The organism is Bombilactobacillus sp. ESL1187, from assembly GCF_058107155.1.
The window spans coordinates 164,279-189,386 of the sequence record NZ_JBYLTZ010000001.1 but is presented as its reverse complement, the minus strand read 5'-3'; the positions used below and the strand labels follow the sequence as shown (position 1 = coordinate 189,386).

The window sequence follows — 25,108 nt, the reverse complement described above, 5'->3', positions numbered from 1 at the left end:
CCATAATAGTATCATTCATAATTTTACCATTTAATTATGGTAACAGTGAGGTTAGACATGATTTTCTTAAATTCAATATATCAACAAGTTTATCAGCATTTGGCAGGACGTATTAATCATTTTCCGTTAATTCGGCTGATTTTTTTAAGCCTTGATAAAACTATTTTTTATTTTTTAGTATTCTTACTTTGTCGAATACTGTGGTTAGCTATTTTTCGGCAGGCGACCAGTTTGGGGCACGAATTATTAGTTAATCTGTTTGTGATTTATTTTTTGTTACTGCTCTTTTTGACGGTTTTTCGGCAGGGTTATTTTCCGTGGGATTTTCATTTTTATTGGCACCGTTCCTTAACGGCCATCAATTGGGTGCCCTTAGTGGAAACGTGGAAATTAACTGCTGGTAAATCAATGATTGATTTTTTATATAATTCATTAGGCAATATTTTGTGGTTTGTTCCGTTTGGATTATTGCGTCCTTTAATTAGTCGGGGGCAATCTGCAGCTTTGAAAACAATTATTGAAGGCAGCTTATTATCGATTGGAATTGAAAGTTTACAATTTGTTTTGTTGACGGGTGTGAGTGATGTTGATGATGTTATTTTTAACACTTTGGGGGTGATTTGTGGTTATATGATTTACTGGTTGGGTCAGAAAATTTTCTGAAATCGCAAGGCTTGTTCGCAATTGAATATGCTATAATTTGTTCGTAGTACTTATTAAGAAAATTAAGCAAAATTTGGAGGAATGTACATTGACACATATCAAATTTGATGACTCAAAATTGGGCAAATTTGTTCATGAAAATGAACTATCTGAAATGCAACCGTTAGTGACTGCTGCAGATCAAGAATTGCGGCAAGGAACTGGTGCTGGCAATGACTTTCGGGGTTTTTTAGATTTGCCAGTTGATTATGATAAAGAAGAATTTGCCCGGATTAAAGCCGCCGCAGCAAAGATTCAAAAAGATTCCGAAGTTTTCGTAGCTATTGGGATTGGCGGTTCTTATTTAGGAGCGCGGGCAGCGATTGATTTTTTGAGTAGCAGCTTTTACAATATCAAAAATGAAAAAGCAGTACCAGAAATTTACTTCTGTGGTAATTCTATTAGCCCTAATTATTTAAGTGACTTGTTAGCGGTTATTGGCGATCGGGACTTTAGTATTAATGTTATTTCCAAATCGGGTACTACGACCGAACCTTCAATTGCTTTTCGAGTTTTGAAAGCAAAATTAATTGCTAAATATGGTGAAGCCGAAGCTAAGAAGCGGATTTATGCAACGACTGATCGGCAAAAGGGTGCTTTAAAGACAGAATCTGATGCTCAAGGCTATGAAGAATTTGTTGTTCCGGATGATATCGGTGGTCGTTTCTCAGTCTTAACAGCGGTCGGCTTGTTACCAATTGCAGTGGCTGGCATTGATTTAGATCAATTGATGCAAGGTGCAGCTAGTGCACGTAATGACTATCAAAATCCTGATGTGCAACAAAATGAAGCTTATAAATATGCTGCTTTGCGCAATATTTTATATCGTAAAGGCTATACGGTTGAATTATTGGAAAATTATGAACCCAACTTACAGTACTTTGGTGAATGGTGGAAGCAATTAGCTGGTGAGTCTGAAGGTAAAGACCAAAAAGGTATTTTCCCTGCTTCTGCTAATTTCTCCACGGATTTACATTCTTTAGGCCAATATATCCAAGAAGGTAAGCGTAACTTGATGGAAACAGTGATTATGATTGACAAGCCACGTCAAGACGTTGCTATTCCACAAGAAAGCGATAATTTAGATGGTTTACAATACTTGGAAGGTAAGACCATGGATTACGTTAACAAGAAGGCCTATGAAGGGGTCGTCTTAGCGCATACTGATGGTGGTGTGCCTGTAATGAGTGTGCATATTCCAGAACAAGATGCTTATACTTTAGGTTATTTAATTTACTTCTTTGAAATTGCGATCGCTATTTCAGGTTATTTGAACGGTATCAATCCGTTTAATCAACCAGGTGTTGAAGCTTATAAGAAGAACATGTTTGCTTTGTTAGGTAAACCTGGTTTTGAAGAATTAGGCCAAGAATTGAATCAACGGTTATAAAATTTTTAATGTTTTTGCGTCAACAAAAAAAGTCTAGAATTTTCTAGGCTTTTTTTATTGCATAAAAAAAGTGGTTTTATTTGCAATCTACTTTTTTTCTTTCACAATATATAGCGGACGGCGTTTAACTTCCAAGAAGATTTTGCCAATATAATTACCAATAATCCCTAGGAAAAATAATTGCATACCGCCTAAAAAGAGGATGATGGAAATTAAAGAAGACCAACCTTTGGTCGGGTTGCCAAAAATCGAAGAACGCACGACGATAAATAATAGAGCTACAAAAGCTAAGAACATGACAATTAAGCCGAGCCAAACCGCTACAATTAAGGGCACTGTGGAAAAATCAGTAATGCCTTCGACAGAATATTTAAATAAACTCCAAAAATTCCAACTAGTTTTGCCAGCAACTCGTTCGACATTTTTATATGGTAAATATTTAGTTTTAAAGCCAACCCAAGAAAAAATTCCTTTCGAAAAGCGATTGTATTCAGTCATCTCTAATATAGCATTGACCATATCGCGGCGCATTAGGCGAAAATCGCGGGCACCCGGAATGATTTGCGTGTCGGAAATTTTATTGATGATGCGGTAAAAAAGGTTGGAAAAGAAGGAACGAATCGGTGGTTCACCACTACGATCTTGGCGCATAGTACCAATACAATCGTAATCCGTGGTTTCTAAGAGGTGGACCATCTGAATCAACATGCTGGGGGGATCTTGTAGATCAGCATCCATAATTGTCACTAATTCGCCGTCAACGTTTTTCAGCCCTGCATAAATGCCGGCTTCTTTCCCAAATTGCCGGGAAAAAGATAAATAGTGGCTTTCAATGGTTGGCTCTTCGTGTAATTGGCGTAATTTTTGTAAGGTGTGATCGGTTGAGCCATCGTTAATAAATAAAATATCCGGCTCATATGCTGGTAATTTTTGAAAAGTATGGACGATAGCTTGATAAAATAGCTCCACCGTTTCTTCTTCGTTAAAGCATGGTACAATAATGCTAATTTTTGTCGCCATCAAAGAACCCCCTTGAATATCAGTAATATTTTAACTTTAAAAAAATATAAAAGCTACTATTTATTTAGAATTTGGCAAGGAAGGTCAATGAATATGACAGATTTAGTATTAAAGACAATGGATGATCAACAATTTCAAAGCTTTTTTAGTTCGCAAACAAAAGAATATGCACAGCAAAAGATGTTAAATCACGCTTGGACGAAGCAGGAAGCATTATTTCGGGCGGAGGAAGAGTTTAAATTATTGCTACCGGATCAACAACATACTTACCACAATTTTTTGTATGTGGTGCAAAATATTGAGCAAACAGTGGGTTACGTTTGGCTAGCGGAAGTCATGGATAGTGATTACTCAGCACAACCGTATTTGTTTTTATATGATTTTGCCATCTTGGATACTTTTCAAGACCAAGGTTTGGGGCAAGAAGCTTTAAACTTGGTGATTCATCAGGCACATGATTTGGGTTATCAAGAGCTCGGCTTGCACGTATTTGGAATTAATCATAAGGCACAGCATCTCTATCAAAAGTTGGGCTTTCAGGTAACCGATGTCACGATGAAGCGTTCAGTTTGATTTCTCCTAAATGCAGAGTGTGTTATGATCAAATTGTGAAAAGGAGTGATTAATTTGAGTCAACGACCATTTTATCAAGAATATTTTTATGATGAAAATGTCTATGACCTACATGATGGTGGTTATAAAAAACTGACGTTGCCGCAGGTGCCTAGTAAGGCGCTTAGGATTCCGCCAATTTTAAAGCCAGATAAAGTTCAAGATCATGAGGTATGGTATACCATAGTGGCTCAGGAGTCACAAGCTGCGATTTTACCAGGTGAATTAACCAAGACCTGGGGCTATAATGCTGAGATTTTGGGACAAACGGTTGTCTTGCATGATGGTTGGCATTATCATGTGCATATTGAAAATCACTTACCCGAAACCACGACGTTACATTGGCATGGGTTAAACATTCCGGGTCCCATTACTGATGGTGGTCCCCATGCTCCTATTTTGCCTGGTCAAGCACGTGATATTGAATTTACATTGCATCAAGAAGGGGCGCAAACAGATTGGATGCATCCACATCCGTGTCCCAATACAGCCCGCCAAGTCTGGAATGGTTTAGCAGCCATGGTAATTGTTACTGATGAACATGCTAAAACCTTACCACTGCCTCAAGAATACGGTGTCGATGATTTACCACTAATTCTGCAAGATCGCTCCTATCATGATAATCAATTGGATTATCAAGCCGATTATGATGTGGATGGGACTTTAGGTGAGTATCCGTTAGTGAACGGTACGATCAATGGTGTGTTTAAGGTGACGACTCCGCAAGTGCGGTTACGCTTATTAAATGCTGCTAATCGACGTGAGTTTCGGTTGCACTTTAATGATGGGCGCCGTTTTACGCAAATTGCGGGAGACTGTGGTTTCTTAAAACAAACTATTGATTTAGATCGTTTAATGTTAACTGTTCCTGAACGAGCTGAAATTGTGGTTGATTTTAGTGATTGTCAAGTTGGCGATCAAGTACAGTTGCTGTCTGATGATACGGTTTTATGTACTTTTGAAATTGGTGCCATGACTAAAGCTAAACAAACTATTCCCGATCAGTTATTCGATGTTCCGCAGTGGCAAGCTGATGAACAAGCTCCGGTTCAAAAGGTTGTAATGTCGGGAATGGATGATGAGGTCTTGCTTGATGGTCGGCGCTTTGATATGACGCGAATTGATCGCAAACAATTATTAGGACAAACCGTTGATTGGGAAATTACGAATACTAATGATACTTGTGGGGGGATGATTCACCCATTTCACATGCATGGTTGTCATTTTCAAGTAATTAGTCGTAATGGTCAAGCCCCGTATCCTAACGAAACCGGTTTTAAGGATACAGTGGGTGTTAATGCTGGCGAAACGGTGCGCATTCGAGTTCGCTTTGATGTTTTAGGTATTTTTATGTACCACTGTCATATTTTGGAGCATGAAGATACCGGCATGATGGCGCAAATTGAAGTTTACGATCCTAAGCAACCACGAACTTACCATTTACACGCAATGCACGAAATGTAAAGAAGTTAAGAATTAATCTCAGAAAGGCCTAATAATTAGGCCTTTCTCTATGCTTCAGGCACATTAAATTATCTGTAAAATACTATTTTTGAATAAATAGCTAAAAGTGGAAATGAAAGATTGACAAATTTATATTTTTGTTAGAAAATGTTAACCATACTCTAATGAAGTTTCATTAAAGCAACAAAGTTATGGGAGGCATTTTTATGGCGAGTATTAAGGAGCGGATTTTTCGAAAAGAAGATCCGAGTGTTTATGAATCAAAGGATTCACACTTAGTTAAATCTTTAACAACAAAGGACTTTTTGGCTCTAGGAGTGGGAACCATTGTATCGACGGCCATTTTTACTTTACCTGGTGATGTGGCAGCTTTACATGCTGGACCGGCGGTAGTGTTATCGTTCCTAGCAGCGGCGATTGTTGCTGGATTAGTGGCCTTTGCTTATTCAGAAATGGCTTCAGCCATGCCCTTTGCGGGTTCCGCTTATTCGTGGATTAATGTGATTTTTGGTGAATTTTTTGGTTGGGTTGCCGGTTGGGCATTATTAGCAGAGTATTTCATTGCGGTGGCCTTTGTTGGTTCTGGTCTTTCGGCCAATTTTCGGGGATTGATTGAACCTTTAGGTTTGCAATTGCCCAAATTTTTGGCGAATCCGATTGGAACCGCCGGTGGCGGCATTGACTTAATTGCTGCTGTGGTAATTATTGCGGTTGCTCTTTTGTTATCGTTAGGTGCATCTCAAGCTTCTAGAGTAGAAAATGTGTTAGTCGTGTGCAAGGTTTTAGCAATCTTGTTATTTATTGTCGTTGGTTTAACTGCAATTCATCCGCACAATTATGTACCATTTATTCCTAAGTATCACTTAAACCCTGATGGTAGTGCCTTTGGCGGTTGGCGTGGTATTTATGCGGGTGTTTCGATGATCTTCTTAGCTTATATTGGTTTTGATTCAATTGCGGCTAATTCAGCCGAAGCTAAGGATCCACAAAAAACTATGCCGCGGGGCATTTTAGGCTCGTTATTAATTGCGGTGTTTTTGTTTGTTTGTGTTTCGTTAGTTTTGGTGGGGATGTTTAAGTATACTGCATATGCTAATAATGCTGAACCGGTTGGTTGGGCGTTACGGCATAGCGGTCATAGTTTAGTGGCAGCTATTGTGCAAGCCGTGGCGGTTATTGGTATGTTTACCGCTTTAATTGGAATGATGATGGCCGGTTCACGGTTATTGTATTCTTTTGGCCGTGATGGTTTGTTACCTAAGTGGATTGGTCATTTGGATCAAAAAAATCGGCCTAATCATGCTGTTTTAGTCTTGACGATTGTTGATGTAATCGTGGGCGCTATTTTCCCATTTGGTATTTTGTCACAATTAGTTTCGGCCGGAACTTTAATTGCATTTATGTTTGTTACATTAGGAATTTACGGCTTACGGAAGCGCGAAGGCAAAGATTTGCCGGAACCTGGATTTAAGATGCCCTTTTACCCAGTTATGCCATTACTAGGCTTTTTAGGTTCACTCTTAGTCTTTTGGGGCTTGAGTAAAGAAGCTAAGTGGTATGCCTTAGGTTGGTTTATCATTGGCTTAATTGTTTATTTCTGTTATGGTATTCGGCATTCGTATTTGAACCAAAAAGCCAAATCTTAAAAACTCAATTATTTTAAATTAAAACAAAAATAAGGCTGGAATAATAAGAGCGTAATCTTATTGTTCTAGCCTCATTTTATTGTTATTTTAAAGTTTTAGCTGTTGAGTCCAATTACGGTATGCAATGGCTTCACTGTCATTTTGCAAACTAATCTTGTCCGTAGCTTGGGGCTGATGTAACCAAGCTTCTGACAACTGCGTTTGGCCCATGATGGTCGCATTACCAATTAATTCCATCCAGTATTGATCGGCTTGGTGATGAACTTTGGTTTGAACCATACCGCCCGGATTGTAAACTTGAAGTAGTTGTTCTAACTGGGCTTTTTGCGGATAATTTAAGACTAAAGCTAAGCTGGCCGCAGACATTGCGGTCCCACACGCGTTGGTTAAACCGACACCGCGTTCAAAAGTTTGCACAAAAATTGTTTGCGGTCCCAAAATTTTAACAAAGCTTAGATTAACTCCGTCAGGTAATTCAGGATTGTGGTCATTTAATTGTTGACCGAGCTGTTGCAAACGAGTTGTATCAATTTCTGGTACAAAAGTAATCAAGTGCGGATTGGGAACAGCTAAAGCGGTAAATTTTAAGTCAGGATCAATCGTGGGAATAACCTGATTGATGACCGGCTCTGTTGGAGTAGTTAAACCGACAGTCTGTGGTTTAAAACTTACGGGGGAGATTTCCACACCAAAGGCCGGTACGTTAGGTGCCAAATTGGGATAACGTTTAACGTGTAAACTTTTTTGTGAAGTTTCCACAGTGAAATCATCTTGCTGAAATTTATCTGCTAAATAGCGGGCCACTGTTCGTAAACCATTGCCGCACATTAAAGCTGTTGAACCGTCCGCATTAAAAATTTGCATTTGACCTAAGGCTGTTGGCTCAGTTGCTTGGTCCACGACAAGCAAACCGTCAACCGGCTGCAAAGCGGGAATCTGGGTTAAAGTTTGGACTAATAATTGTAATTCTTGAGTAGTTAATGGTTGTTGTAAAAGGGTTTGGTCCAGCAATAAGAATTGATTGAGTGAACCATGAACTTTGAGTAATTGCACCATATTAAAGTCTCCTATTCGAAAAAACTACGATAAATGGCCCGCACGGCCTTATCAGCGTCTGATTGTTTGGTACCGATCATAATGGAAATACGGGAAGCCCCCTGATTAATCATGTGTAAACCAATATGGGCGTGTGCTAACGGATCAATAATCTTTTTTAAGACCCCAATTTTTTGGCGGAAACCTTCGCCAACAATCATTGTAATGGCGTAATCATCGATCCATTCTAATTGATCGGGATGAAGCGTGTCTTGAATTTCTTGACACATTTGTTTGGCGATTTGAGGTGTAAATTGGCGTTGATCAAAGATGATTGTAACATCATCAATTCCAGAAGGCATATGTTCGTAAGAGATATGATATTTATAAAAAATTTGTAGTAATTTGAGTGTGAAGCCCACTTCTTTGTTGAGTAAATAACGGTGCAAATAGAGAGCCACAAAATGGTTGGACGTGGCCACCCCCGTCATTAATTGTTGAGGGTGAAAGTCTTTTTCAGGTACAATTAAAGTTCCTGGTAAATCGGGATGATTAGTATTTTTGACATTAATCGGAATTTGGGCTTGAATGGCCGGAATGAGCGCTTCATCATGAAAAACAGAAAAACCAGCATAGGATAATTCACGTAATTCCCGGTAAGTCATAGTTTTGATAGCTTGAGGATGCTCAACGATTTGGGGATTAGCCGCATAGATAGCGTCAACATCTGTGAAATTTTCATAAAGATCAGCTTGAAATCCCTTAGCTAAAATGGCCCCAGTAATATCAGAACCGCCGCGGGAAAAGGTCGCAATTTGTTGCTTTTCCGTGAGGCCATAAAAACCGGGCACAATATAATATTGGTGTTGGAGCTTAATTTTTTTGAGGTTAAGATAAGTTTGCGGTAAAACTTCAGCATCATGAGGTTGATCACTAACTAATAAACCGAGATCTTGCGGTGATATGTATTGGGCATCAAGATTTTGATGTTGCAAGATCAGGGCTAATAATTGGGCGGTTAACTTTTCACCATGGGCTTTAAACGCGGCGGTTAAATAATCATTATTGGCGAAAGTGGTAGTGGGTAAAATGTCTAATTGGTGCTTTAAGTCAGCAATTTGCAGACTCGATAAACCAAAAGTTTGGGCAATTTCGACGTAACGTTGCCAAATTTCGGTCACAATGGGGGTAAAATCCTGATGGTTAATAACTAATTGACTGTATTTGATTAGCAAATCGGTTACTTTGGTATCTTGGGAAAATCTTTTACCGGGAGCGGAAGTAACGATAATGCGGCGCTGAGGATCAGCTCGAATAATGGCAATAATTTTTTGAAATTGTGAACCAGTGGCTAGCGAACTACCACCAAATTTAATAACTTTCATAACTAACGAATTCCTCTCTGCTTGATCAATTATTACCCAATTATTAAAATTATTAGGGGATTAATTTGCATTCTAACATTTATTTTTTAATCTGCAACTACTTATTTTTTAACTATCTGCCGAAATAAATTAAAATAGCTTGACAAATATTTTAATTAATTATAATATTTTACATATCGAAGAGGTCGCAATCAACAAGAGTAACTATAGGAGCTGGTCAGCTGAGAATATAGTGAAAGGGGCGATTGCCGAAGGATTAAGTCCAAAGGCCGGGGCTTAAATTCTGGGACATAATTGAATAAATTATGGACTGTCGTAGAAAAATATCTCTACGGAGCGCTTACGACAAACTAATGCCATAATTTTAGCAATGAATGATGGGTTCTTTTGTTCGAAAGCGAGCAAAAGGACCTTTTTTATTATTAATTTTTATTTTTACTGGAGGTCGCAATCATGCAGTCAGCAATGGCATTAAACGCGCAAGGACATTTGACAATCGGGGGCTGCGATGCCCTGGATTTAGCACATAAATATCAAACACCATTGGTTGTGTATGATGTCGCCCAAATTCGGCAACAAGTTCATCAATTTAAGCAAGCTTTTCAACAAGCCGGCGTTAACGCCACGATTAGTTATGCCAGCAAAGCTTTTGCTGTGAAAGCTATTTATCAAGTGATGCAACAAGAACAAGTACATGTTGATGTAGTTTCTTTAGGAGAAATGATGACGGCATTACAAGCCGGATTTCCCGCCGCGCAGATTAGTTTTCATGGTAATAATAAATCATTAGCAGAATTAAATTACGCCGTGCAAAATCAGATTGGAGTCATCATTGTTGACAATTTTGATGAATTAAACATGTTGACACAATTGCTACACGAAAGTTATCCTCAGCGAAAAGTGGCGATTATGCTACGCATTACGCCCGGCATTTCAGCACATACCCATGAATATGATCAAACTGGGCAAATTGACAGCAAGTTTGGCTTTGATGTGCAATCACAGCAAGCACAAGCTGCCTTACAACAGGCTTTGGCAGAACCACAATTACAAGTTATTGGTTTACATGCCCATATCGGTTCCCAAATCATGGCTGTTGAAGGTTTTGAATTGTTAGTTAAAAAGTTATGTCAGTTAGTCGCCAGTTGGTACCAAAAATTTCAATTTGTACCACAAGTCTTAAATCTTGGCGGCGGCTTTGGTATTCAGTATGTTGCAAGTGACGAGGATTTGGCGCCTAAGCAATTTGTTCAAGCCATTGTTCAAACATTACAACAAGCTTGGCCATTAGCTTCACAACCTTTACCAGAAATTTGGATTGAACCGGGACGTTCTTTAGTCGGGGCCGCCGGAGTCAGTCTTTATTCAATTGGAACCCATAAAAAAGTGGCTGGGATTTGTAATTTTGTCACGGTAGATGGGGGCATGGGTGATAATATTCGCCCCGCTTTATACCAAGCGGATTATACTGCTGTGTTAGCTAAAGCACCACAAGCTAAAACGACGCAAACGGTAACTATTGCAGGACGTTATTGTGAATCTGGTGATATCTTAGTTAAGAATCAACCTTTACCGCCAACGCAGCCGGGCGATATTGTAGCAATCTTAGATACGGGTGCTTATGGTTATTCAATGGCTTCCAACTATAACCGCGTAGCACGTCCGGCAGTGGTTTTTGCCGAACGTGGGCATAGCCAAGTAGTTGTCAAACGAGAAACACCGATGGATTTACTTCGTTTAGATCAAGATTATCAAGTAACTGGAGAAGAGTGATTTGTGATGAATACACAAGAAATTATTAATTTTATTAGTCAAGCACCCAAGAAAACGCCGGTGCAAGTAGTAATTAAGGGCGATTTATCTAAGTTACAAGCGATAGCTGGGGTTGAAAGTTTTGTTGGCGAGCAAGTCGGAGTTATTTATGGCGATTATGCTCAGGTGCAAGAATTTTTACAAGTTAACCAAAGCGTCATTACAGCTCAACATTTAACAGTAACAGCGCGTAACTCAGCGGTGCCTTTGTTAGATATTCAGAATGTTAATGCGCGGATTGAACCTGGAGCTTTGATTCGTGATCACGTACAAATTGGTGATCAGGCCGTGGTGATGATGGGTGCCGTGATCAATATTGGTGCTCAAATTGGTGCCGAAACCATGATTGATATGGGCACAGTCATCGGTGGGCGCGCTCAGATCGGTCAACGGGTTCATGTCGGAGCCAACGCTGTGATTGCTGGTGTGATTGAACCGGCTTCTGCCCAGCCCGTTGTTATCGGTGATGATGTTTTAATTGGTGCTAATGCTGTAGTTTTAGAGGGGGTGAAAATTGGATCGCATGCAGTTGTAGCAGCCGGAGCAATAGTGACCCAGGATGTGGCTGCCAATAGTGTGGTAGCGGGAGTACCGGCGAAAGTGATTAAACAAGTTGATACTCAAACACAGCAAAAAACCGGTTTAGAATCTGACTTACGAAAGTTGTGAAATTAATGCTATTAAATGAAGATTTAATTCAAATTCGGCGCCACTTGCACCAAATCCCCGAACTAGCTTTAAAAGAAACGCAAACGTCTGCCTACTTAAGACAAATTATTGCGCAATTACCACAGCAATATCTAACAGTACAAACGATTAGTCAATTACCAACGGCCATTTTGGTTCATGTTCAAGGTACGGATCCGAAAAGAACTTTGGGTTATCGGGCAGATATGGATGGCTTACCATTGACCGAAGCAACTAACTTAAGCTATCAATCTAAGCATGCTGGTGTCATGCATGCTTGTGGGCATGATTTTCATTTAACGATTGCTTTGGGGATTTTAGCATATTTTGCGGAGCATCAACCACAAGATAATTTAGTATTCTTCTTTCAACCAGCGGAAGAAAGTGATAGTGGTGCAGTTATAGCAGAAAAATCAGGTGTATTTACCGGGCAATTTCGGCCAGACGAATTTTATGCCTTGCATGTTAATCCCGATTTGAAAGTCGGCCAAATCGGTTGTTGCCAGGGCACATTATTTGCTGGAACTACCGAGGTTGATGTTGATTTTATTGGCGAAGGTGGGCATGCAGCTGCTCCCCAAAAAGCTCATGATGCGATTGTGGCGGCCGCAGAGTTTGTTAACCAAGCTCAAACAATAGTAGCTCGCAATATTGATCCCCTAGCCAGTGGGGTAGTTACTTTTGGTCAGCTGAACGCTGGAACAATTCGGAATATTATTGCTGGTCGTGCCCATTTAGCTGGGACAATTCGGGGGTTGGATCAACCCATGATTGTAAAAATTGGGCAACGGCTAGATGATATAGCTCATGGCATTGCGCGAAGTTTTGATGTGCAAGTTCAGTTAAAACTTAATCAAGGGGGCTATTTGCCAGTAGTCAATGATCCGCAGTTAACCAAATTGTTTATGGATTCTTGCCAAAGCGATTCACAGATTGAATTGGTAGAAACCAAACCAGCTATGACTGGTGAAGATTTTGGGTATTTGTTGCATCATTTTCCTGGTGTAATGTTTTGGTTGGGAGTGCAGAGTTCTGCGAGTTTACATACTGCCCAATTGCAGCCGAATGAAGCGGCTTTGGCAGTAGGTGTACGCGTGGGCCGGAAGTTTTTGGAACAGAGAATGGGACAATAGGAGGAAGAATAATGTTTGAACAAGTAGAATTAATGACAGCGATTGTGACACCTTTTACTGAAGATAATCAAATTGATTTTGACGGTTTGGATCAATTGATTGAGCATTTACTACAGACTGGTAGTCAAGGTTTCATTGTTGGCGGAACTACGGGCGAAGTAGCTACGATGTCTAATGAAGAAAAATTAGCTTTGTACCGACATTTTAGTCAGACCATCAATGGTCGCGTACCGATTGTGGCTGGTAGTGGTTCTAATGACACACAAGCGACGATTGATTTTACCAAGCAAGTCGGGCAAATTCCCGGAATTGATGCCGTTTTAGTAGTAGTTCCTTATTACAATAAGCCTGACCAACGCGGCATGATTGCCCATTATGAGGCCATAGCAGCTCAAAGTCCGTTACCAATTGTGATTTACAATATTCCAGGGCGGACTGGTGTTAGCATGCGACCAGAAACCGTTATTCATTTAGCACATAATAAGAATATTATTGGCGTTAAGGAATGTGAAAACTTAACGGATTTACAAGCCATTATTCAAGCAGTACCCCAAGACTTTGCCGTTTACACTGGCGAAGATGAACAAGCTTTGACAGCAAAAGTATTAGGCGCCAAAGGAGTTATTTCAGTAGCCAGCCATTTATATGGAAGAGAAATGACAAAAATGTATGCGGCTTTAGCTGCGGGTGATGTGGCGCAAGCTGGAGCTTGGCAACGGTTGTTAACCCCTAAGATGCATGCGTTATTTATGTATCCATCACCGTCTGCTGTTAAAGCTAGTTTAAATGCTCAAGGTTTTACAACGGGGAGTTGTCGGTTACCAATTGCAACTTTAACGTCTGATCAAGAAGCGCAGGTGGCCCAAGCGTTAGGAGTTCAGCAATTAAGTGATAATTTAAGTTTTGACTTGGAAGAGGATAAATAATGTATAAAGTTTTAGTAGCTGGTGCGACGGGCAAAATGGGTCAACAAGCAGTTCAATTAGTTCAAAATAAGTCCAATTATGAAGTGTCGGCCATTTTGGCGCCCCAAGCTGACACAACTGATTTAGAACTCAGTTCCACGACGCAACGCTTTACTAAATTGGAACAAATTGACCAAACTTATGATTTATGGCTAGATTTTACGACGCCGCAAGCCGTCTTTGAAAATACGCAATTTGCATTAAATCACCAAATGCGACCAATTATTGGAACTAGTGGTTTAGATGAACAACAAGTTCAAGAACTCACAAATTTAGCACAACAACAAAGTTTAGGCGGTTTGATTGCCCCTAATTTTGGTTTATCGGCGGTGTTGTTGTTACGTTTTGCCCAAATGGCGGCTGAATATTTCCCAGACGCAGAAGTGATTGAACTGCATCATGCAGATAAAAAAGATGCTCCTTCAGCCACCGCTTTGAATACGGCACGCAAGATTCAAGCTGGTCGTAAAGTAGCACGTTCTAATCCAACTTTTGCCCAAGCGGCTCGAGGGTTAGATCATGAGGGCGTAGCCATTCATGCAGTTCGCTTACCGGGTTATGTAGCTCACGAGGAAGTTTTATTTGGCGGACCAGGTGAAGCTTTGAGTATTCGTCAAGATTCGTTTGATCGCAGTTCATTTATGCGCGGCGTTGATGTGGCCTTAGACAAGGTGCCACAATTGACTCAACTAGTTTGGGGCTTAGAAAATATTTTATAGAGGAAGTTAATAGCATGCCACAATTAGCAGATGATTTACAATCAGCAGGTAATCAAACCTTAGCGGCCATTGAACCTTCAGCAATTCGACAATTTGATCAAGAAATTTCCGATATTCCGGGAATTTTGAAATTAACGTTAGGCGAACCAGATTTGGATACACCATTGCATGTACAACAAGCGGCAATTGCTAGTATTCAACGAAATGAATCACATTATTCGCCACAAAAAGGGACAGTTGCATTGCGGCAAGCTATTAGTGCATATTTAAAACGCAAATACGAATTAGAGTACGACCCAGAAACGGAAATCATTGCCACAGTTGGGGCAACCGAGGCGTTGACAGCAACGATTTTTGCTTTAGTTAATCCAGGTGATGAAGTCTTAATCCCAACACCCACATACGCATTGTATTTTCCACTATTAAAATTGGCAGGAGCCAAGATGATAGAAATTAACACTGCGCCCACTAATTTTACTTTGGCAATGGAGCAATTAGCAGCTACTCTAAATAAACATCCGAATGCTAAATTTTTAATTTTAAATTACCCGGGAAATCCTACTGGTCAAGAATATTCACATCAACAATTGCAGCAATTGGCGCAGCTTAGTCGCAACTATCATCTAGGGATTATTGCTGATGAAATTTATAGTGAATTGACGTATGACCACTGTCAACACGAGTCAATTGCCCAATTTGCTAGTGAACGCACCGTGTTAGTTAATGGTTTATCAAAATCACATGCGATGACCGGTTACCGGGCTGGATATGTGGTAGCACCAGCACCTTGGATTCAATTAATTGCCAAAATGCACGGCTTTTTAGTAACTTGTCCGCCCAATCCGTCACAAGCGGCGGCGACTGAAGCACTGCAAATTCAAGGCGATGCAGATCCCCAGCAAGCAGTAAACTTGTACCAACAGCGGCGCGATTACTTGTTCCAAGAGTTAACTAATTTGGGTTTTACCCCAATCAAACCGCAAGGAGCATTTTATATGTTTGCCAAAATACCGGCTCGCTTTGGTGATGATGATTTAGCATTTGCGCGGTTGTTAGCGCAAAAAGCCAAAGTTGGCTGTACGCCCGGGCGAGCATTTGGCCAAGCAGGTCAAGGCTACATTCGCTTTTCCTTTGCTGCTAGTCAAGAGAAATTACAGCAAGCGGTCCAGCAAATGCGTGATTGGTTACTGAAGTAAAAAGTAATTAGGAGATTGAAAAGATGAAAGAGTACAATGTAGCAATTTTAGGAGCTACTGGTGCCGTGGGTACCAGAATGATTGAACAATTAGCACAAACACAAATTCCAGTAAAAAATTTAAAATTATTAGCTTCTAAACGCTCAGTTGGTAAAAAATTACATTTTCGTGAGACCACATGTTCCGTTCAAGAAGCGACCGAAGATTCGTTTAAAAACGTTGATTTGGTTTTATCTTCAGCTGGTGGCGCAGTCTCCAAACGTTTACTGCCGCATGCGGTAGCTGCTGGAGCGATTTGTGTAGATAATACCAGTGCCTTTCGGATGGATCCCGAGGTACCTCTGGTGATTCCAGAAGTTAATCGAACTGCTTTGGCGCATCACCATGGCATTATTGCTAATCCTAATTGCTCCACGATTCAAATGTTAATGGCTTTAGCTCCCATTGATCGAAAATTTGGTTTGCAACAAGTGATTGTTTCCACTTATCAAGCAGTTTCTGGTGCGGGACAATCCGCTTTAAATGAGTTATTAACCCAAACTCGACAGTATTTAAATAATGAACCTTTAACCGCGGAAATTTTACCAACCAAGGGTGATCGTAAACATTATCCGCAAGCGTTTAATTTATTACCACAGATTGATGTATTTGAGGACTCTGGTTATACCCATGAAGAATGGAAAATGATTCATGAAACTAAAAAGATTTTACGAGAAGATATGGACGATTCTCAACTCAAAGTCACAGCAACTTGTGTTCGGGTACCGGTAGCGATTGGTCATGGTGAATCAGTCTATTTCACTGTCAAAGATACAAGTGCTACTGCGAACCAATTACGTGAACTGTTAGTACAAGCACCCGGTGTGGTTGTCCAAGATGATCCTCAACAGCAACTTTATCCGCAGCCACTTACGGCTGCTGGTAAGCGGGAAACGTTTGTTGGACGCTTGCGTGCAGATTCAGAAAATCCGGGAGCCTTTAACTTGTGGGTGGTTGCTGACAATCTATTAAAGGGTGCTGCTTGGAATGCTGTCCAAATTGCGCAATGTTTGATTGAAGATCAATTGTTATAAGTTAAGCGATAAAAAGTAGCTAGTAACAGTCACAGGATGATGATTGTTACTAGCTACTTTTTATTACATATGATTAAATGTTCAGCTTTGAAGCAAATATTTGGGTTAATGGTTAATTGGTTAGGACTGCCCAAACATCAAAAAGTGAACCTACTAAAATCAAACTCAAACAAATAATATGAAATTTTTTATGATTATTTAACAGGGCCAAATATTCCCGTAAAAAAGCATTTGGCACAAAAAAGTGACTCGTTTTCGCACCAATACCAGTGATATTTAAGCCAACATAACGAGCGTAACCGGCTGCACGAAAGGTATGATAGTCACTGGTGGCAAAAATACCATTTTGTAAATTGATGTGTTTGGCTTGTAAAATTTTTTTCGAAAAAAGCATATTCTCATACGTAGTACGTGATTGTTCCTCACTCAGCACATTTTGCGGCGCAATACCTTGGTGTAAAACATAATTTTTCATAGCACGACCTTCAGGGATCGTTTCGTCTGTTCCTTGGCCGCCGGAACAAATGATTAACGGAAAGTAGCCTGTTTTTTGAAATTGTTTCTGCGCAAAATTTAAAGCTACATTGATTCGCGCTGCTAACAGGGGCGAAACTTGATCACCGTGTAATAATCCCGCACCTAAAATAATAATGTAATCTTGATTGAAGCGTGGTCGATAGAGCCTTGTGATTAAAAAAGAAGTTACAAAGGCTAAAAACCAAAAAACAACATAGCCAACGATGGGTATAACAATGTGCTTATATAAATTAAAGAAAGTCGGCGATAGAAAATGGCGCGTACATAATTTAATAATAGGAATGCTAACAAGTACTAGTCCTAAAATTAATGTCAAATTATTAGCCAATGAATGACTTTCGTGTTGCCAGACAATAACCGCATTCCAAAGGAGTAACAATCCTAAAGAAGCGTAAAAGATCAGAATTGCAGTAGTGATAGCAGCGACAATCCAGTAGACGATTTGGTACAGCAAAGGGTTATGCATGGTTTCAACGGTTAAGATTAAAGCAATTCCGAGCGTAAAAACGAGAATATTAGCCAAGGCACCGTTTAATAAGCGAAACTTATTTTGAGCCAGACTAATACTTAAGCCGACTAGACTGCCGACAACAATCAACCAGAGACCCCAAAGCAAGTAATGAGTTGGCATACTAAATGACCCCTTTAAAATATAATTATCATTATTATAAGTGGGGAATATCTAAAGAGCAATGACTTAACTCAAAGGTATAGTCAATAATACTATTAGGACGATTGGTCATTTCAAAATCACTGGAATAAATTATTAATCCCAGTTGATGAAATTTGCTTAATTTATAATGAGTAGGTTGCAACTGCACGTCAATATCATAAAAATGATTGGGAGTTACTCTTTCGACTTGGCTCGGGCTGTGGCGGTTTTGTAAATTAATATGTGCTAAAGAAATTAATTGATAGTCGCTTCGTTGGGAATCTAATTCGTATTCTTTTAAATCTTCTGAATGATAATGATAACCCTGATCATAGGCTTGGGCAGCCAAAGTAGTGGGGAGTGGTTTGAGCCGTTGTGCGGTGCCAAAATCGACTAAGCGCAAACTTAAGAAGCCTTGCTTATCAGAACTAGCAACCCGTAAGTGAACTGTGGGACGACCATCAATAATTAGTTGATCATTAGGGTTATCGCTCAAAAAGATTAGTCGGTTGTTGGCTAAGGTCGAATAGTTGAGATTCATTAAGTTGTCATGCCATTGTTTGGCATTATTGTAATAGGTCAAAAAACAATGTGAACGATCAGTAAAGCTTGCTTTTTCAATGGCTTGTGGTTGGTGCTTGGTTAAATAATGATCTAATAAATAGTAAGTTTGTACAGGATTAGCTGGACTGCACCAGTCTTCATAGGTGTGCCACGTTTCTGGAACTGTATTATCTTGAATGAGCACAGTTGGTAAAATCTGGTCAGCTTGATTATCCACATCATAAAGTTTGTAGGATAACCAGAGATTCATCATATCGTTAAAATCTAGCGAACGATTATTATTGATATAAATGTGGGGTCCCTGATGTAAAATCAACTTCTTGGTAATTGGCAAATCACGTAATTTGGCCCACAATTTTTGTACATTTTTAGGTTTGACATTCCAATCATTTAAGCCGTGCACTAAAATAACGTCAGCTTTAATATTTTGGGCTTGATGGCGGTAATTGCGTTGTTCCCAAAAATCAGTATAATTACCAGTTTCGCGTTCTTGACCCTGGGTGATTTGTTGTAAATGTTGTTGCCAGCGCTGTTGAACTTTGTGATAATCACCCGCTTGTTTTTGCCGAGAAAAAGTTTCCTCAGCTAAAACGTCACAATCTTCGCCTTGAAAACCGCCAGGAGCCACGACCAGACCGTGTTCACGGTAATAGTCATACCAGCTGGAAATTGCAGCTTCACTAATAATGGTTTTTAGGCCTTTAACGCCAGTGGTGGCCGCAGCAGTCGCTAAGGTTCCTAAATATGACCGGCCCGTCATGGCAATCTTATGGTTGGACCACCAAGCTTTAATTTGAATTTGGTCTGTTTTATTGGTGAAAGCAGTACGTGTTTCGGTAAGCCACTCAATTACAGCAGTGGTCGAGATGGTTTCTTGTTGATCACCGCAGGTGCGAAAACCATCGGAATCTTTGGTGCCAATACCAGCAGCATAAACAACCGCAAAGCCGCGTGCCAGAAAATAATCATTTAAACTGTACGTAAAATGGTTACCGAAACTCTGTTCCGCTTGAGTAGTGTGGCCCAGGATTTTACGGGGGGCAGGAATGGGCGGATTTTGGGGTAGAGTATTTGAAAGCGTAGATTTTTGTGGCTGTTTGGGTTCTTGATAGCCCATATTTTCGTGCGTTAATTTTTGACCGGCGGCATCATTAGTACCTTGGTTGTAAGGTGAAGCCGTGTACAAAACAGGGACTTTAAGTCCGTGATTGGTTTCTGCAGGGCGCGTAATTTCGACTTTGAGTAAATCGCGCTGGCCATCGTGGTCGGTGTCTTGACTGGATTCGACATAAACGACTTCGTTAATTAATTGTGTTGTGTCAAATACAGGCTGGGCTTTGCCGTTAAAAAATAACGGTTGGGGCACTTGCTGCTCCTTCATTAATTCAACAAAGTACCCCCGACTAGCTAATTCATCGAGATACGTTTGCCCGTTGACGGTATGTGTAATTAACAGTTGGTAAAAGCCATGAATAACTTCCGCAGTGGTTAAATGATTGTGCGCAAAAGCAGGGTAATTTAATTTGACTGTCGTTTTTTGCGGTGTCGCTAAGGTGAAATCTTGGTCAATTTCTAAGCCTAGTAATTGAAAGTAGACGTTATAAAAAACATTGGGTGAGACAAAATCGTACTGCTGAAGATATTGGGCAACAGTCAAGTTAGGGGTGGCCATGAGGTTCTCTAATTGTTGCACTTTTAATTTAGGATTAGTTAATTCGGGAAAGCAGTTACCGATTAATTCTGCAAAAAGTGTAGCTGCTGGTTTTTGTAGTTGACTGTTGGACAGAAATTTGATTTGTTGCAGTTCTTTAATTTCTTGTTCAGTAGTAGTAGGTTGAATACCAAATTGATTAAGTTTCATTGCCAAAATTCCTTTCAAGTTAGTTATGCTTCTTATTATAGAGTAACAGTGAAATAAGCTAAATGAATTTTTAAAAATAAAAATCAAGCTATTGTTTTTACTGGTTAATTTAGCTTTTAAATGGTCCTATTTAAATTGTTAGGCCAATTTAACTTTGAAAACTATAATTCAATGTGCTAACTTTAATGGTGGTGTTCAAATTGTTATTAAATTGAATAATTATTGCTACAATAATAGCAATTTGATGGGATCACTAATTTGATTTTTCAAAGGAAGATTTTTTATGGAAAAGAAGAGAGTTGTAATTGTTGGTGCTTCTCATGGTGGTCATCAGTCCATCTTGGAATTACTCAATCGTTATCATGATCAGGTCGAGATTACGTTATTTGAGGCCGGCGATTTTATTTCGTTTATGTCTTGCGGTATGGAATTGTATTTGGAAGACAGCGTGACTGATGTTCATGATGTCCGCAACTTTAGCGCGGAGAGTTTCCCGCAAGATAACGTGCACATTTTAAGTAATCACCAGGTGACTCAGATTAATAGTGATCAAAAAACAGTAGCAGTAACAGATGTAACAACGGGGCAAAGTCAAACGGTTGCTTATGATAAACTAATCTTGAGTTCCGGTGTCCAACCCAAATCACTGCCAGTTCCAGGAACTGATTTAGATAATGTTTATTTGATGCGGGGCTTAGATTGGGCTACCAAAATCAAGGCTAAATTAGCAGATCCAATGGTTAAAAATGTAACGGTCATTGGTGCCGGTTATATTGGGATTGAAGCTGCGGAAGCCGCCACGAAAGCTGGTAAAAAAGTTACTTTATTAGACGTGATTGCGCGCCCTTTGGGAATGTATTTAGATGCCCCGTTAACAGATATCTTAAGTCAACATTTAGCTGATCAAGGTGTTAATGTTCAAACTAATGTCCAGATTACGGAATTTAGTGGTCAAGCGGGTCAAGTTCAGGCCGTCAAAAGTAAGCAAGCTACTTATCCCAGTGATTTAGTCATTCAAGCAGCAGGCGTCAAACCTGTAACTGACTGGTTACAAGATACGGTTGCTTTAGATGAACGCGGTTTTATTCAAACGGATGAATATTTGCGGACTAATTTGCCAGATGTTTATGCAATCGGGGATGCAACCTTAGCTTACTCGGTAGCTGCTAGACAAAAAATGCCCATTGCCTTAGCGACGGTAGCCCGGCGCGAAGCTCGTTATGTGGTGCAACACTTATTTGAAGAACAACCGGCACAGCCGTTCAAGGGCGTAGTGGGTTCGTCAGCTTTGAGTGTGTTTGACTATCATTTTGCCCAAAGTGGTTTGAATAGTAGCACGGCCGAGCGTGCAGGAGTTCAGCTAGCTAGTTCATTTTACCAAGATACTTTGCGGCCAAGTTATGTCCCTAGTGGTGTCGACAATCCAGCTGTCTACGTGCAATTATTCTTTGATCCGCAAAGTCATGTGCTATTAGGAGGGGCAGTCTTGTCAACTTATGATATTACAGCACAAGCTAACGTCTTAGCCTTAGCCATTCAACACCAATTGACAGTCGAAGACTTAGCGGAAGCGGACTTCTTCTTCCAGCCCGGATTCGATCGGCAATGGAGCTTACTCAATCTAGCTGCCCAACATGCTTTAAATGAACCAGAATTTACTAAATAATAATGGCTGTAATAAAAAGCATGACACAATTGAGTGTTAAGTATTGAGCCATAGAATATTTTCTTAATTTAAAAATGATATGCTTTGCAAAGGAAGGCTGATATTTGCAAAACATATCATTTTTTGGTTGCGCGTTATTGAGGTTAGGAATAAAAGTTGCTTAACAGAAATGCTTGTTGCCAGTTGCAGAGTAAGGTTGAAGGTAGATCGATGCAAACAGGTGCTCTTTGGAGGACTTAACGAATACTTTTTTTTGTCTCTCTGACTAGGTCGCCGTGATTCAGTGGAGCTTTGATGATAGAATAATCAATAGATCAAAGCTCTTGCTTAGCTAACAAGAATCTGATTTAGCAGTAAGTGTGACTACACACCCCTAATCATTCAAACTGTGGAGGTGAAAGTTATGCTGATTGGAGTTGTCGGTGGCATCTGATAACTCCTTTGCATAAATGATTTGAATTGATTAGAAGCTTCAATGCAAGGGCTTGGATGAAGGGGAGCTTAGTGCAAGAAATTTAGCAATTTGGTAATTAATGTTTATCGCGTTAACCTTGAAATTATGATTGATCTGACTGGAATATCTTACTTTTTGGGTTTTAATTGCTGAACGGATTTACCACAATTTAATTTTGGTGTGAATGATGTAAAATCAGTGTGATCAGGCATTAATTGGATTCTTTGAAGTTTACCGAAACGGCAGGTTGTTAGTTTTTAAATAATCGTGTTATAATTACCATGTAGATAAAGATGTCTGCACGGTGACACGAAAGCCATTCCTATGCTGGTAGGAATGGCTTTTTTTGTGCTGTTGTAATTAGCAACTCACTTTTTATTGTGTTTGCTGTGAAACAGTTCAGCAAACAACAGGCTGGTTATACTCACAATTATTGGTGCAATAATTGTGATAAAGACGTCTTTAAACATGATGGTCCCCTTATTTTTATTGCCTCGACTATATGATTGTGTTGGTGGTGAAAATATATGAAAAAGATTTTTTTTAAGCGGAGCAATAAAACAATATTAACTATTGCTGCTATTTTTACCATTATTGGAATAATAATCGGTGTTGTAGGAACTTGTTTATTTAATATAAAAAGTCACATTGATATTGGTAGTTTAGCTGATTGGACAAGCGGTTTAGGCTCTTTGAAAGCTATTTTAGGAGTTTATTATCAAGTTGACGAGCAGAGAAAAGAGTTTAGGGAAAGCTTAACTGCTAGTCTTAAAATTGCAATATGTAAAAAGCCGATTGTACATATATCAAAGGGAAATAAGTTTATTTCTAATGATCAGCAAATGGAATTTTGGGCTACTAATTTTGGTAATAAAGCGGGAAGTTTTAGGTATATTGGCTTTTGTAAATTTGATGATTTTGACAAAATAAAAAACCCGGATAAAGAAAAAACTGAGGATCTTAGGAAAAAATTAATATTAGTTCCATCAGCAGATATTTGGAATATTGATCATGAAGAAAAGTTCGAAAGAATAGATGCAGGTGGTGTATCAAATGTTAAAAGTATTCCTATGTCAAATATATATCGATGTTTCGGACATACTGCACATATTTGTTTACTCTATTCTAATCTAATCCCGTTGGAACTTTATATGAGAAAGAAGTTATATTAGATGAATAGCACCTAGCAGTTTTCTTTTTTGTAACAAAAATTAGGAGATGTAGTTAGTTGACGTAAAATATAAATTAGCAGTTAAACAGTTGAAGAATATAATGATAAAGCTTACGGTCATGAATATCTTGGTGAAGTTACGAGGACTGTTGTGGAAGTATTTAACAACATTACGATTAGTGAAATTACTGATAAAAAAATCAACAGTTGGAAAAGATTTATCATGGCTTAGATCCAGGTACTATCATTTTATGATTTAGTAATGTTCTGATAACTAATTTTGCAAATTATTACTTCTGTAATTCAAAATCATTTGTATTTGGATTAACAGGATGTAAAATAACACCATCATATTGAACTTGATGATAATAATAAATATTAACCAATTTTATGGACCTCTAATTATCATTTAATTTAAAAGGCACCATAACATAAAGAATGCCAATCTCTTGACTGGCATTTTAACGTTTTTAATTTTTTGTATACCTTATATCGATTTTATTTTGATTAATGATAGCATTATCTAATAATTTTTTTAGTATATAATTATTACTTGCTTGATAAAACAAGTATACTGTTGAGAAGATAGTTACTGTAAATGTATATTCAAATATAGTCATTAAGTCATCCATAGTTTTTTGAGTTGTATTCATTGCTCTAACGTTAATCATTGATGTTGACATAAATGTAAGAGTTGCTATAACTATTGAAACACATGTGGATATAATTGCAACTATAATGGGGGTGTTAGAACTACCCTTTGCATTCTCTTGTAGTAAATTAAATAATTCGGGATTGTTTATCCTTATTTCAGATAGTTTTTGAACTGCATGTTTAGTCGTTCTAATCTTACTTATTGTAGTATAAAGTGATATTAAGAATGCTATTATCCAAAATATCGCAATAACTACTATAAAATTACTCTTGACTTTGCAATTATTAATTTTTATGAACCAAATTGGAAATAAAAGGAATATAATTGCAAGCCCATATATTGCATACCATCCTATTATCGGATTTGTAAACTTATTTCTTAATTTTTTGTAAGATGAAAGTTTTATATCAGAATTATTCATTTATTTCTCTCATTTGAATTTTATTATTAGATTGATAATAATTTTATTATAAATAATACATATAATGCATAAAAAATTGTAGGGTAACAAAGTTAAGTTTTAAAACGAAAATATTAAGACTGTGAAATAAAAGTAGTGTTTTTGTAGTCAAAATAAAAATACCAGCCTCAAAGACTGGTATTTTGACGTTTTAGAACTGATTGGGTATGTAGGGCTCGAACCTACAAATTACGGATTCAGAGTCCGTTGCCTTACCGATTTGGCGAATACCCAATGAATCAACATTAA

At 38.9% G+C, this 25,108-nt stretch carries 20 protein-coding genes, 1 tRNA gene and 1 riboswitch; of the genes, 14 read left to right on the top strand and 7 right to left on the bottom strand.

The window, feature by feature from the left end; translation table 11 throughout:
• Nucleotides 1-57: 57 nt before the first annotated feature.
• Nucleotides 58-663 carry a VanZ family protein gene (locus tag AC3B5B_RS00980; RefSeq protein WP_489757396.1) on the top strand — a complete coding sequence of 202 codons (606 nt, stop codon included), beginning with the start codon at nucleotides 58-60 and terminating at the stop codon, nucleotides 661-663.
• Nucleotides 664-751: 88 nt separating this feature from the next.
• Entirely contained in the window at nucleotides 752-2,092 is a 1,341-nt protein-coding gene (locus tag AC3B5B_RS00975; RefSeq protein WP_489757397.1) for a glucose-6-phosphate isomerase, read from the top strand.
• Nucleotides 2,093-2,179: 87 nt separating this feature from the next.
• Here the strand turns inward: AC3B5B_RS00975 and AC3B5B_RS00970 are convergent, their stop codons facing one another.
• Nucleotides 2,180-3,112: a glycosyltransferase family 2 protein gene (locus AC3B5B_RS00970; RefSeq protein ID WP_489757398.1), complete on the bottom strand. Its 933-nt coding sequence runs from the start codon at nucleotides 3,110-3,112 to the stop codon at nucleotides 2,180-2,182.
• Between the two features lie 93 nt (nucleotides 3,113-3,205).
• On the opposite strand from AC3B5B_RS00970, the gene AC3B5B_RS00965 reads away from it, so the two are divergent.
• The 3 genes from AC3B5B_RS00965 (at nucleotide 3,206) to AC3B5B_RS00955 (ending at nucleotide 6,834) form a co-directional block, all read left to right on the top strand.
• Nucleotides 3,206-3,685 (top strand): GNAT family N-acetyltransferase, encoded by a 480-nt coding sequence (locus tag AC3B5B_RS00965; protein ID WP_489769088.1) that lies wholly within the window; start codon nucleotides 3,206-3,208, stop codon nucleotides 3,683-3,685.
• Nucleotides 3,686-3,730: 45 nt separating this feature from the next.
• Nucleotides 3,731-5,188: a multicopper oxidase family protein gene (locus tag AC3B5B_RS00960; protein WP_489769087.1), complete on the top strand. Its 1,458-nt coding sequence runs from the start codon at nucleotides 3,731-3,733 to the stop codon at nucleotides 5,186-5,188.
• Nucleotides 5,189-5,394: 206 nt separating this feature from the next.
• A complete protein-coding gene (locus AC3B5B_RS00955) occupies nucleotides 5,395-6,834 on the top strand; it encodes an APC family permease (RefSeq protein WP_489757401.1) in 1,440 nt (479 codons plus the stop codon).
• An 87-nt stretch (nucleotides 6,835-6,921) separates the two neighbouring features.
• On the opposite strand, the gene dapF is transcribed toward AC3B5B_RS00955, so the two are convergent.
• Complete coding sequence (gene dapF, locus AC3B5B_RS00950; RefSeq protein ID WP_489769086.1) at nucleotides 6,922-7,890, bottom strand: diaminopimelate epimerase; 969 nt, start codon at nucleotides 7,888-7,890, stop codon at nucleotides 6,922-6,924.
• A gap of 11 nt (nucleotides 7,891-7,901) precedes the next feature.
• Entirely contained in the window at nucleotides 7,902-9,254 is a 1,353-nt protein-coding gene (locus tag AC3B5B_RS00945) for an aspartate kinase (RefSeq protein ID WP_489769085.1), read from the bottom strand.
• A gap of 171 nt (nucleotides 9,255-9,425) precedes the next feature.
• A riboswitch (Lysine riboswitch) is annotated at nucleotides 9,426-9,605 on the top strand.
• Nucleotides 9,606-9,707: 102 nt separating this feature from the next.
• On the opposite strand from AC3B5B_RS00945, the gene lysA reads away from it, so the two are divergent.
• From lysA to AC3B5B_RS00910, 7 genes are read left to right on the top strand one after another with little or no spacing between them, the layout of a single operon-like run.
• Nucleotides 9,708-11,027: a diaminopimelate decarboxylase gene (gene lysA, locus AC3B5B_RS00940; protein WP_489769084.1), complete on the top strand. Its 1,320-nt coding sequence runs from the start codon at nucleotides 9,708-9,710 to the stop codon at nucleotides 11,025-11,027.
• A 6-nt stretch (nucleotides 11,028-11,033) separates the two neighbouring features.
• On the top strand, nucleotides 11,034-11,735 hold the full coding sequence (gene dapD / locus AC3B5B_RS00935) for a 2,3,4,5-tetrahydropyridine-2,6-dicarboxylate N-acetyltransferase (RefSeq protein WP_489769083.1): 702 nt from the start codon (nucleotides 11,034-11,036) through the stop codon (nucleotides 11,733-11,735).
• 5 nt (nucleotides 11,736-11,740) lie between these two features.
• On the top strand, nucleotides 11,741-12,886 hold the full coding sequence (locus AC3B5B_RS00930) for an N-acetyldiaminopimelate deacetylase (protein ID WP_489769082.1): 1,146 nt from the start codon (nucleotides 11,741-11,743) through the stop codon (nucleotides 12,884-12,886).
• 11 nt (nucleotides 12,887-12,897) lie between these two features.
• The gene (gene dapA, locus AC3B5B_RS00925; protein WP_489757407.1) at nucleotides 12,898-13,812 is read left to right on the top strand and encodes a 4-hydroxy-tetrahydrodipicolinate synthase; all 915 of its coding nucleotides are present in this window, start codon (nucleotides 12,898-12,900) and stop codon (nucleotides 13,810-13,812) included.
• Nucleotides 13,812-14,570, top strand: coding sequence for a 4-hydroxy-tetrahydrodipicolinate reductase (gene dapB / locus AC3B5B_RS00920; protein WP_489769081.1), 759 nt, complete (start codon nucleotides 13,812-13,814; stop codon nucleotides 14,568-14,570). The genes dapA and dapB overlap by 1 nt, the downstream gene beginning before the upstream one ends.
• Nucleotides 14,571-14,584: 14 nt before the next feature.
• On the top strand, nucleotides 14,585-15,766 hold the full coding sequence (locus tag AC3B5B_RS00915; protein ID WP_489769080.1) for an aminotransferase class I/II-fold pyridoxal phosphate-dependent enzyme: 1,182 nt from the start codon (nucleotides 14,585-14,587) through the stop codon (nucleotides 15,764-15,766).
• A 23-nt stretch (nucleotides 15,767-15,789) separates the two neighbouring features.
• The gene (locus AC3B5B_RS00910) at nucleotides 15,790-16,839 is read left to right on the top strand and encodes an aspartate-semialdehyde dehydrogenase (protein WP_489757410.1); all 1,050 of its coding nucleotides are present in this window, start codon (nucleotides 15,790-15,792) and stop codon (nucleotides 16,837-16,839) included.
• Nucleotides 16,840-16,951: 112 nt separating this feature from the next.
• Here the strand turns inward: AC3B5B_RS00910 and AC3B5B_RS00905 are convergent, their stop codons facing one another.
• Nucleotides 16,952-18,007: a YdcF family protein gene (locus AC3B5B_RS00905; protein WP_489757411.1), complete on the bottom strand. Its 1,056-nt coding sequence runs from the start codon at nucleotides 18,005-18,007 to the stop codon at nucleotides 16,952-16,954.
• A gap of 34 nt (nucleotides 18,008-18,041) precedes the next feature.
• Nucleotides 18,042-20,453: a Xaa-Pro dipeptidyl-peptidase gene (locus AC3B5B_RS00900; RefSeq protein ID WP_489769079.1), complete on the bottom strand. Its 2,412-nt coding sequence runs from the start codon at nucleotides 20,451-20,453 to the stop codon at nucleotides 18,042-18,044.
• 283 nt (nucleotides 20,454-20,736) lie between these two features.
• Between AC3B5B_RS00900 and AC3B5B_RS00895 the strand changes: the two genes are divergently transcribed.
• Both AC3B5B_RS00895 and AC3B5B_RS00890 read left to right on the top strand, forming a co-directional pair.
• Nucleotides 20,737-22,119 carry an NAD(P)/FAD-dependent oxidoreductase gene (locus tag AC3B5B_RS00895; RefSeq protein ID WP_489769078.1) on the top strand — a complete coding sequence of 461 codons (1,383 nt, stop codon included), beginning with the start codon at nucleotides 20,737-20,739 and terminating at the stop codon, nucleotides 22,117-22,119.
• 981 nt (nucleotides 22,120-23,100) lie between these two features.
• Nucleotides 23,101-23,745 (top strand): hypothetical protein, encoded by a 645-nt coding sequence (locus AC3B5B_RS00890; RefSeq protein ID WP_489769077.1) that lies wholly within the window; start codon nucleotides 23,101-23,103, stop codon nucleotides 23,743-23,745.
• Between the two features lie 469 nt (nucleotides 23,746-24,214).
• Here the strand turns inward: AC3B5B_RS00890 and AC3B5B_RS00885 are convergent, their stop codons facing one another.
• Both AC3B5B_RS00885 and AC3B5B_RS00880 read right to left on the bottom strand, forming a co-directional pair.
• Nucleotides 24,215-24,820: a hypothetical protein gene (locus tag AC3B5B_RS00885; protein ID WP_489769076.1), complete on the bottom strand. Its 606-nt coding sequence runs from the start codon at nucleotides 24,818-24,820 to the stop codon at nucleotides 24,215-24,217.
• A 200-nt stretch (nucleotides 24,821-25,020) separates the two neighbouring features.
• A tRNA-Gln gene (locus AC3B5B_RS00880) sits at nucleotides 25,021-25,093 on the bottom strand.
• Nucleotides 25,094-25,108: the final 15 nt, after the last annotated feature.

Bases quoted from the DNA above. Each gene is read 5' to 3' on its own strand.
- AC3B5B_RS00980 (WP_489757396.1), top strand. From the start codon at position 58: ATGATTTTCTTAAATTCAATATATCAACAAGTTTATCAGCATTTGGCA.
- AC3B5B_RS00970 (WP_489757398.1), bottom strand. From the start codon at position 3,112: ATGGCGACAAAAATTAGCATTATTGTACCATGCTTTAACGAAGAAGAA.
- AC3B5B_RS00965 (WP_489769088.1), top strand. From the start codon at position 3,206: ATGACAGATTTAGTATTAAAGACAATGGATGATCAACAATTTCAAAGC.
- AC3B5B_RS00955 (WP_489757401.1), top strand. From the start codon at position 5,395: ATGGCGAGTATTAAGGAGCGGATTTTTCGAAAAGAAGATCCGAGTGTT.
- dapF (WP_489769086.1), bottom strand. From the start codon at position 7,890: ATGGTGCAATTACTCAAAGTTCATGGTTCACTCAATCAATTCTTATTG.
- AC3B5B_RS00945 (WP_489769085.1), bottom strand. From the start codon at position 9,254: ATGAAAGTTATTAAATTTGGTGGTAGTTCGCTAGCCACTGGTTCACAA.
- lysA (WP_489769084.1), top strand. From the start codon at position 9,708: ATGCAGTCAGCAATGGCATTAAACGCGCAAGGACATTTGACAATCGGG.
- dapD (WP_489769083.1), top strand. From the start codon at position 11,034: ATGAATACACAAGAAATTATTAATTTTATTAGTCAAGCACCCAAGAAA.
- AC3B5B_RS00930 (WP_489769082.1), top strand. From the start codon at position 11,741: ATGCTATTAAATGAAGATTTAATTCAAATTCGGCGCCACTTGCACCAA.
- dapA (WP_489757407.1), top strand. From the start codon at position 12,898: ATGTTTGAACAAGTAGAATTAATGACAGCGATTGTGACACCTTTTACT.
- dapB (WP_489769081.1), top strand. From the start codon at position 13,812: ATGTATAAAGTTTTAGTAGCTGGTGCGACGGGCAAAATGGGTCAACAA.
- AC3B5B_RS00915 (WP_489769080.1), top strand. From the start codon at position 14,585: ATGCCACAATTAGCAGATGATTTACAATCAGCAGGTAATCAAACCTTA.
- AC3B5B_RS00910 (WP_489757410.1), top strand. From the start codon at position 15,790: ATGAAAGAGTACAATGTAGCAATTTTAGGAGCTACTGGTGCCGTGGGT.
- AC3B5B_RS00905 (WP_489757411.1), bottom strand. From the start codon at position 18,007: ATGCCAACTCATTACTTGCTTTGGGGTCTCTGGTTGATTGTTGTCGGC.
- AC3B5B_RS00900 (WP_489769079.1), bottom strand. From the start codon at position 20,453: ATGAAACTTAATCAATTTGGTATTCAACCTACTACTACTGAACAAGAA.
- AC3B5B_RS00895 (WP_489769078.1), top strand. From the start codon at position 20,737: ATGGAAAAGAAGAGAGTTGTAATTGTTGGTGCTTCTCATGGTGGTCAT.
- AC3B5B_RS00890 (WP_489769077.1), top strand. From the start codon at position 23,101: ATGAAAAAGATTTTTTTTAAGCGGAGCAATAAAACAATATTAACTATT.
- AC3B5B_RS00885 (WP_489769076.1), bottom strand. From the start codon at position 24,820: ATGAATAATTCTGATATAAAACTTTCATCTTACAAAAAATTAAGAAAT.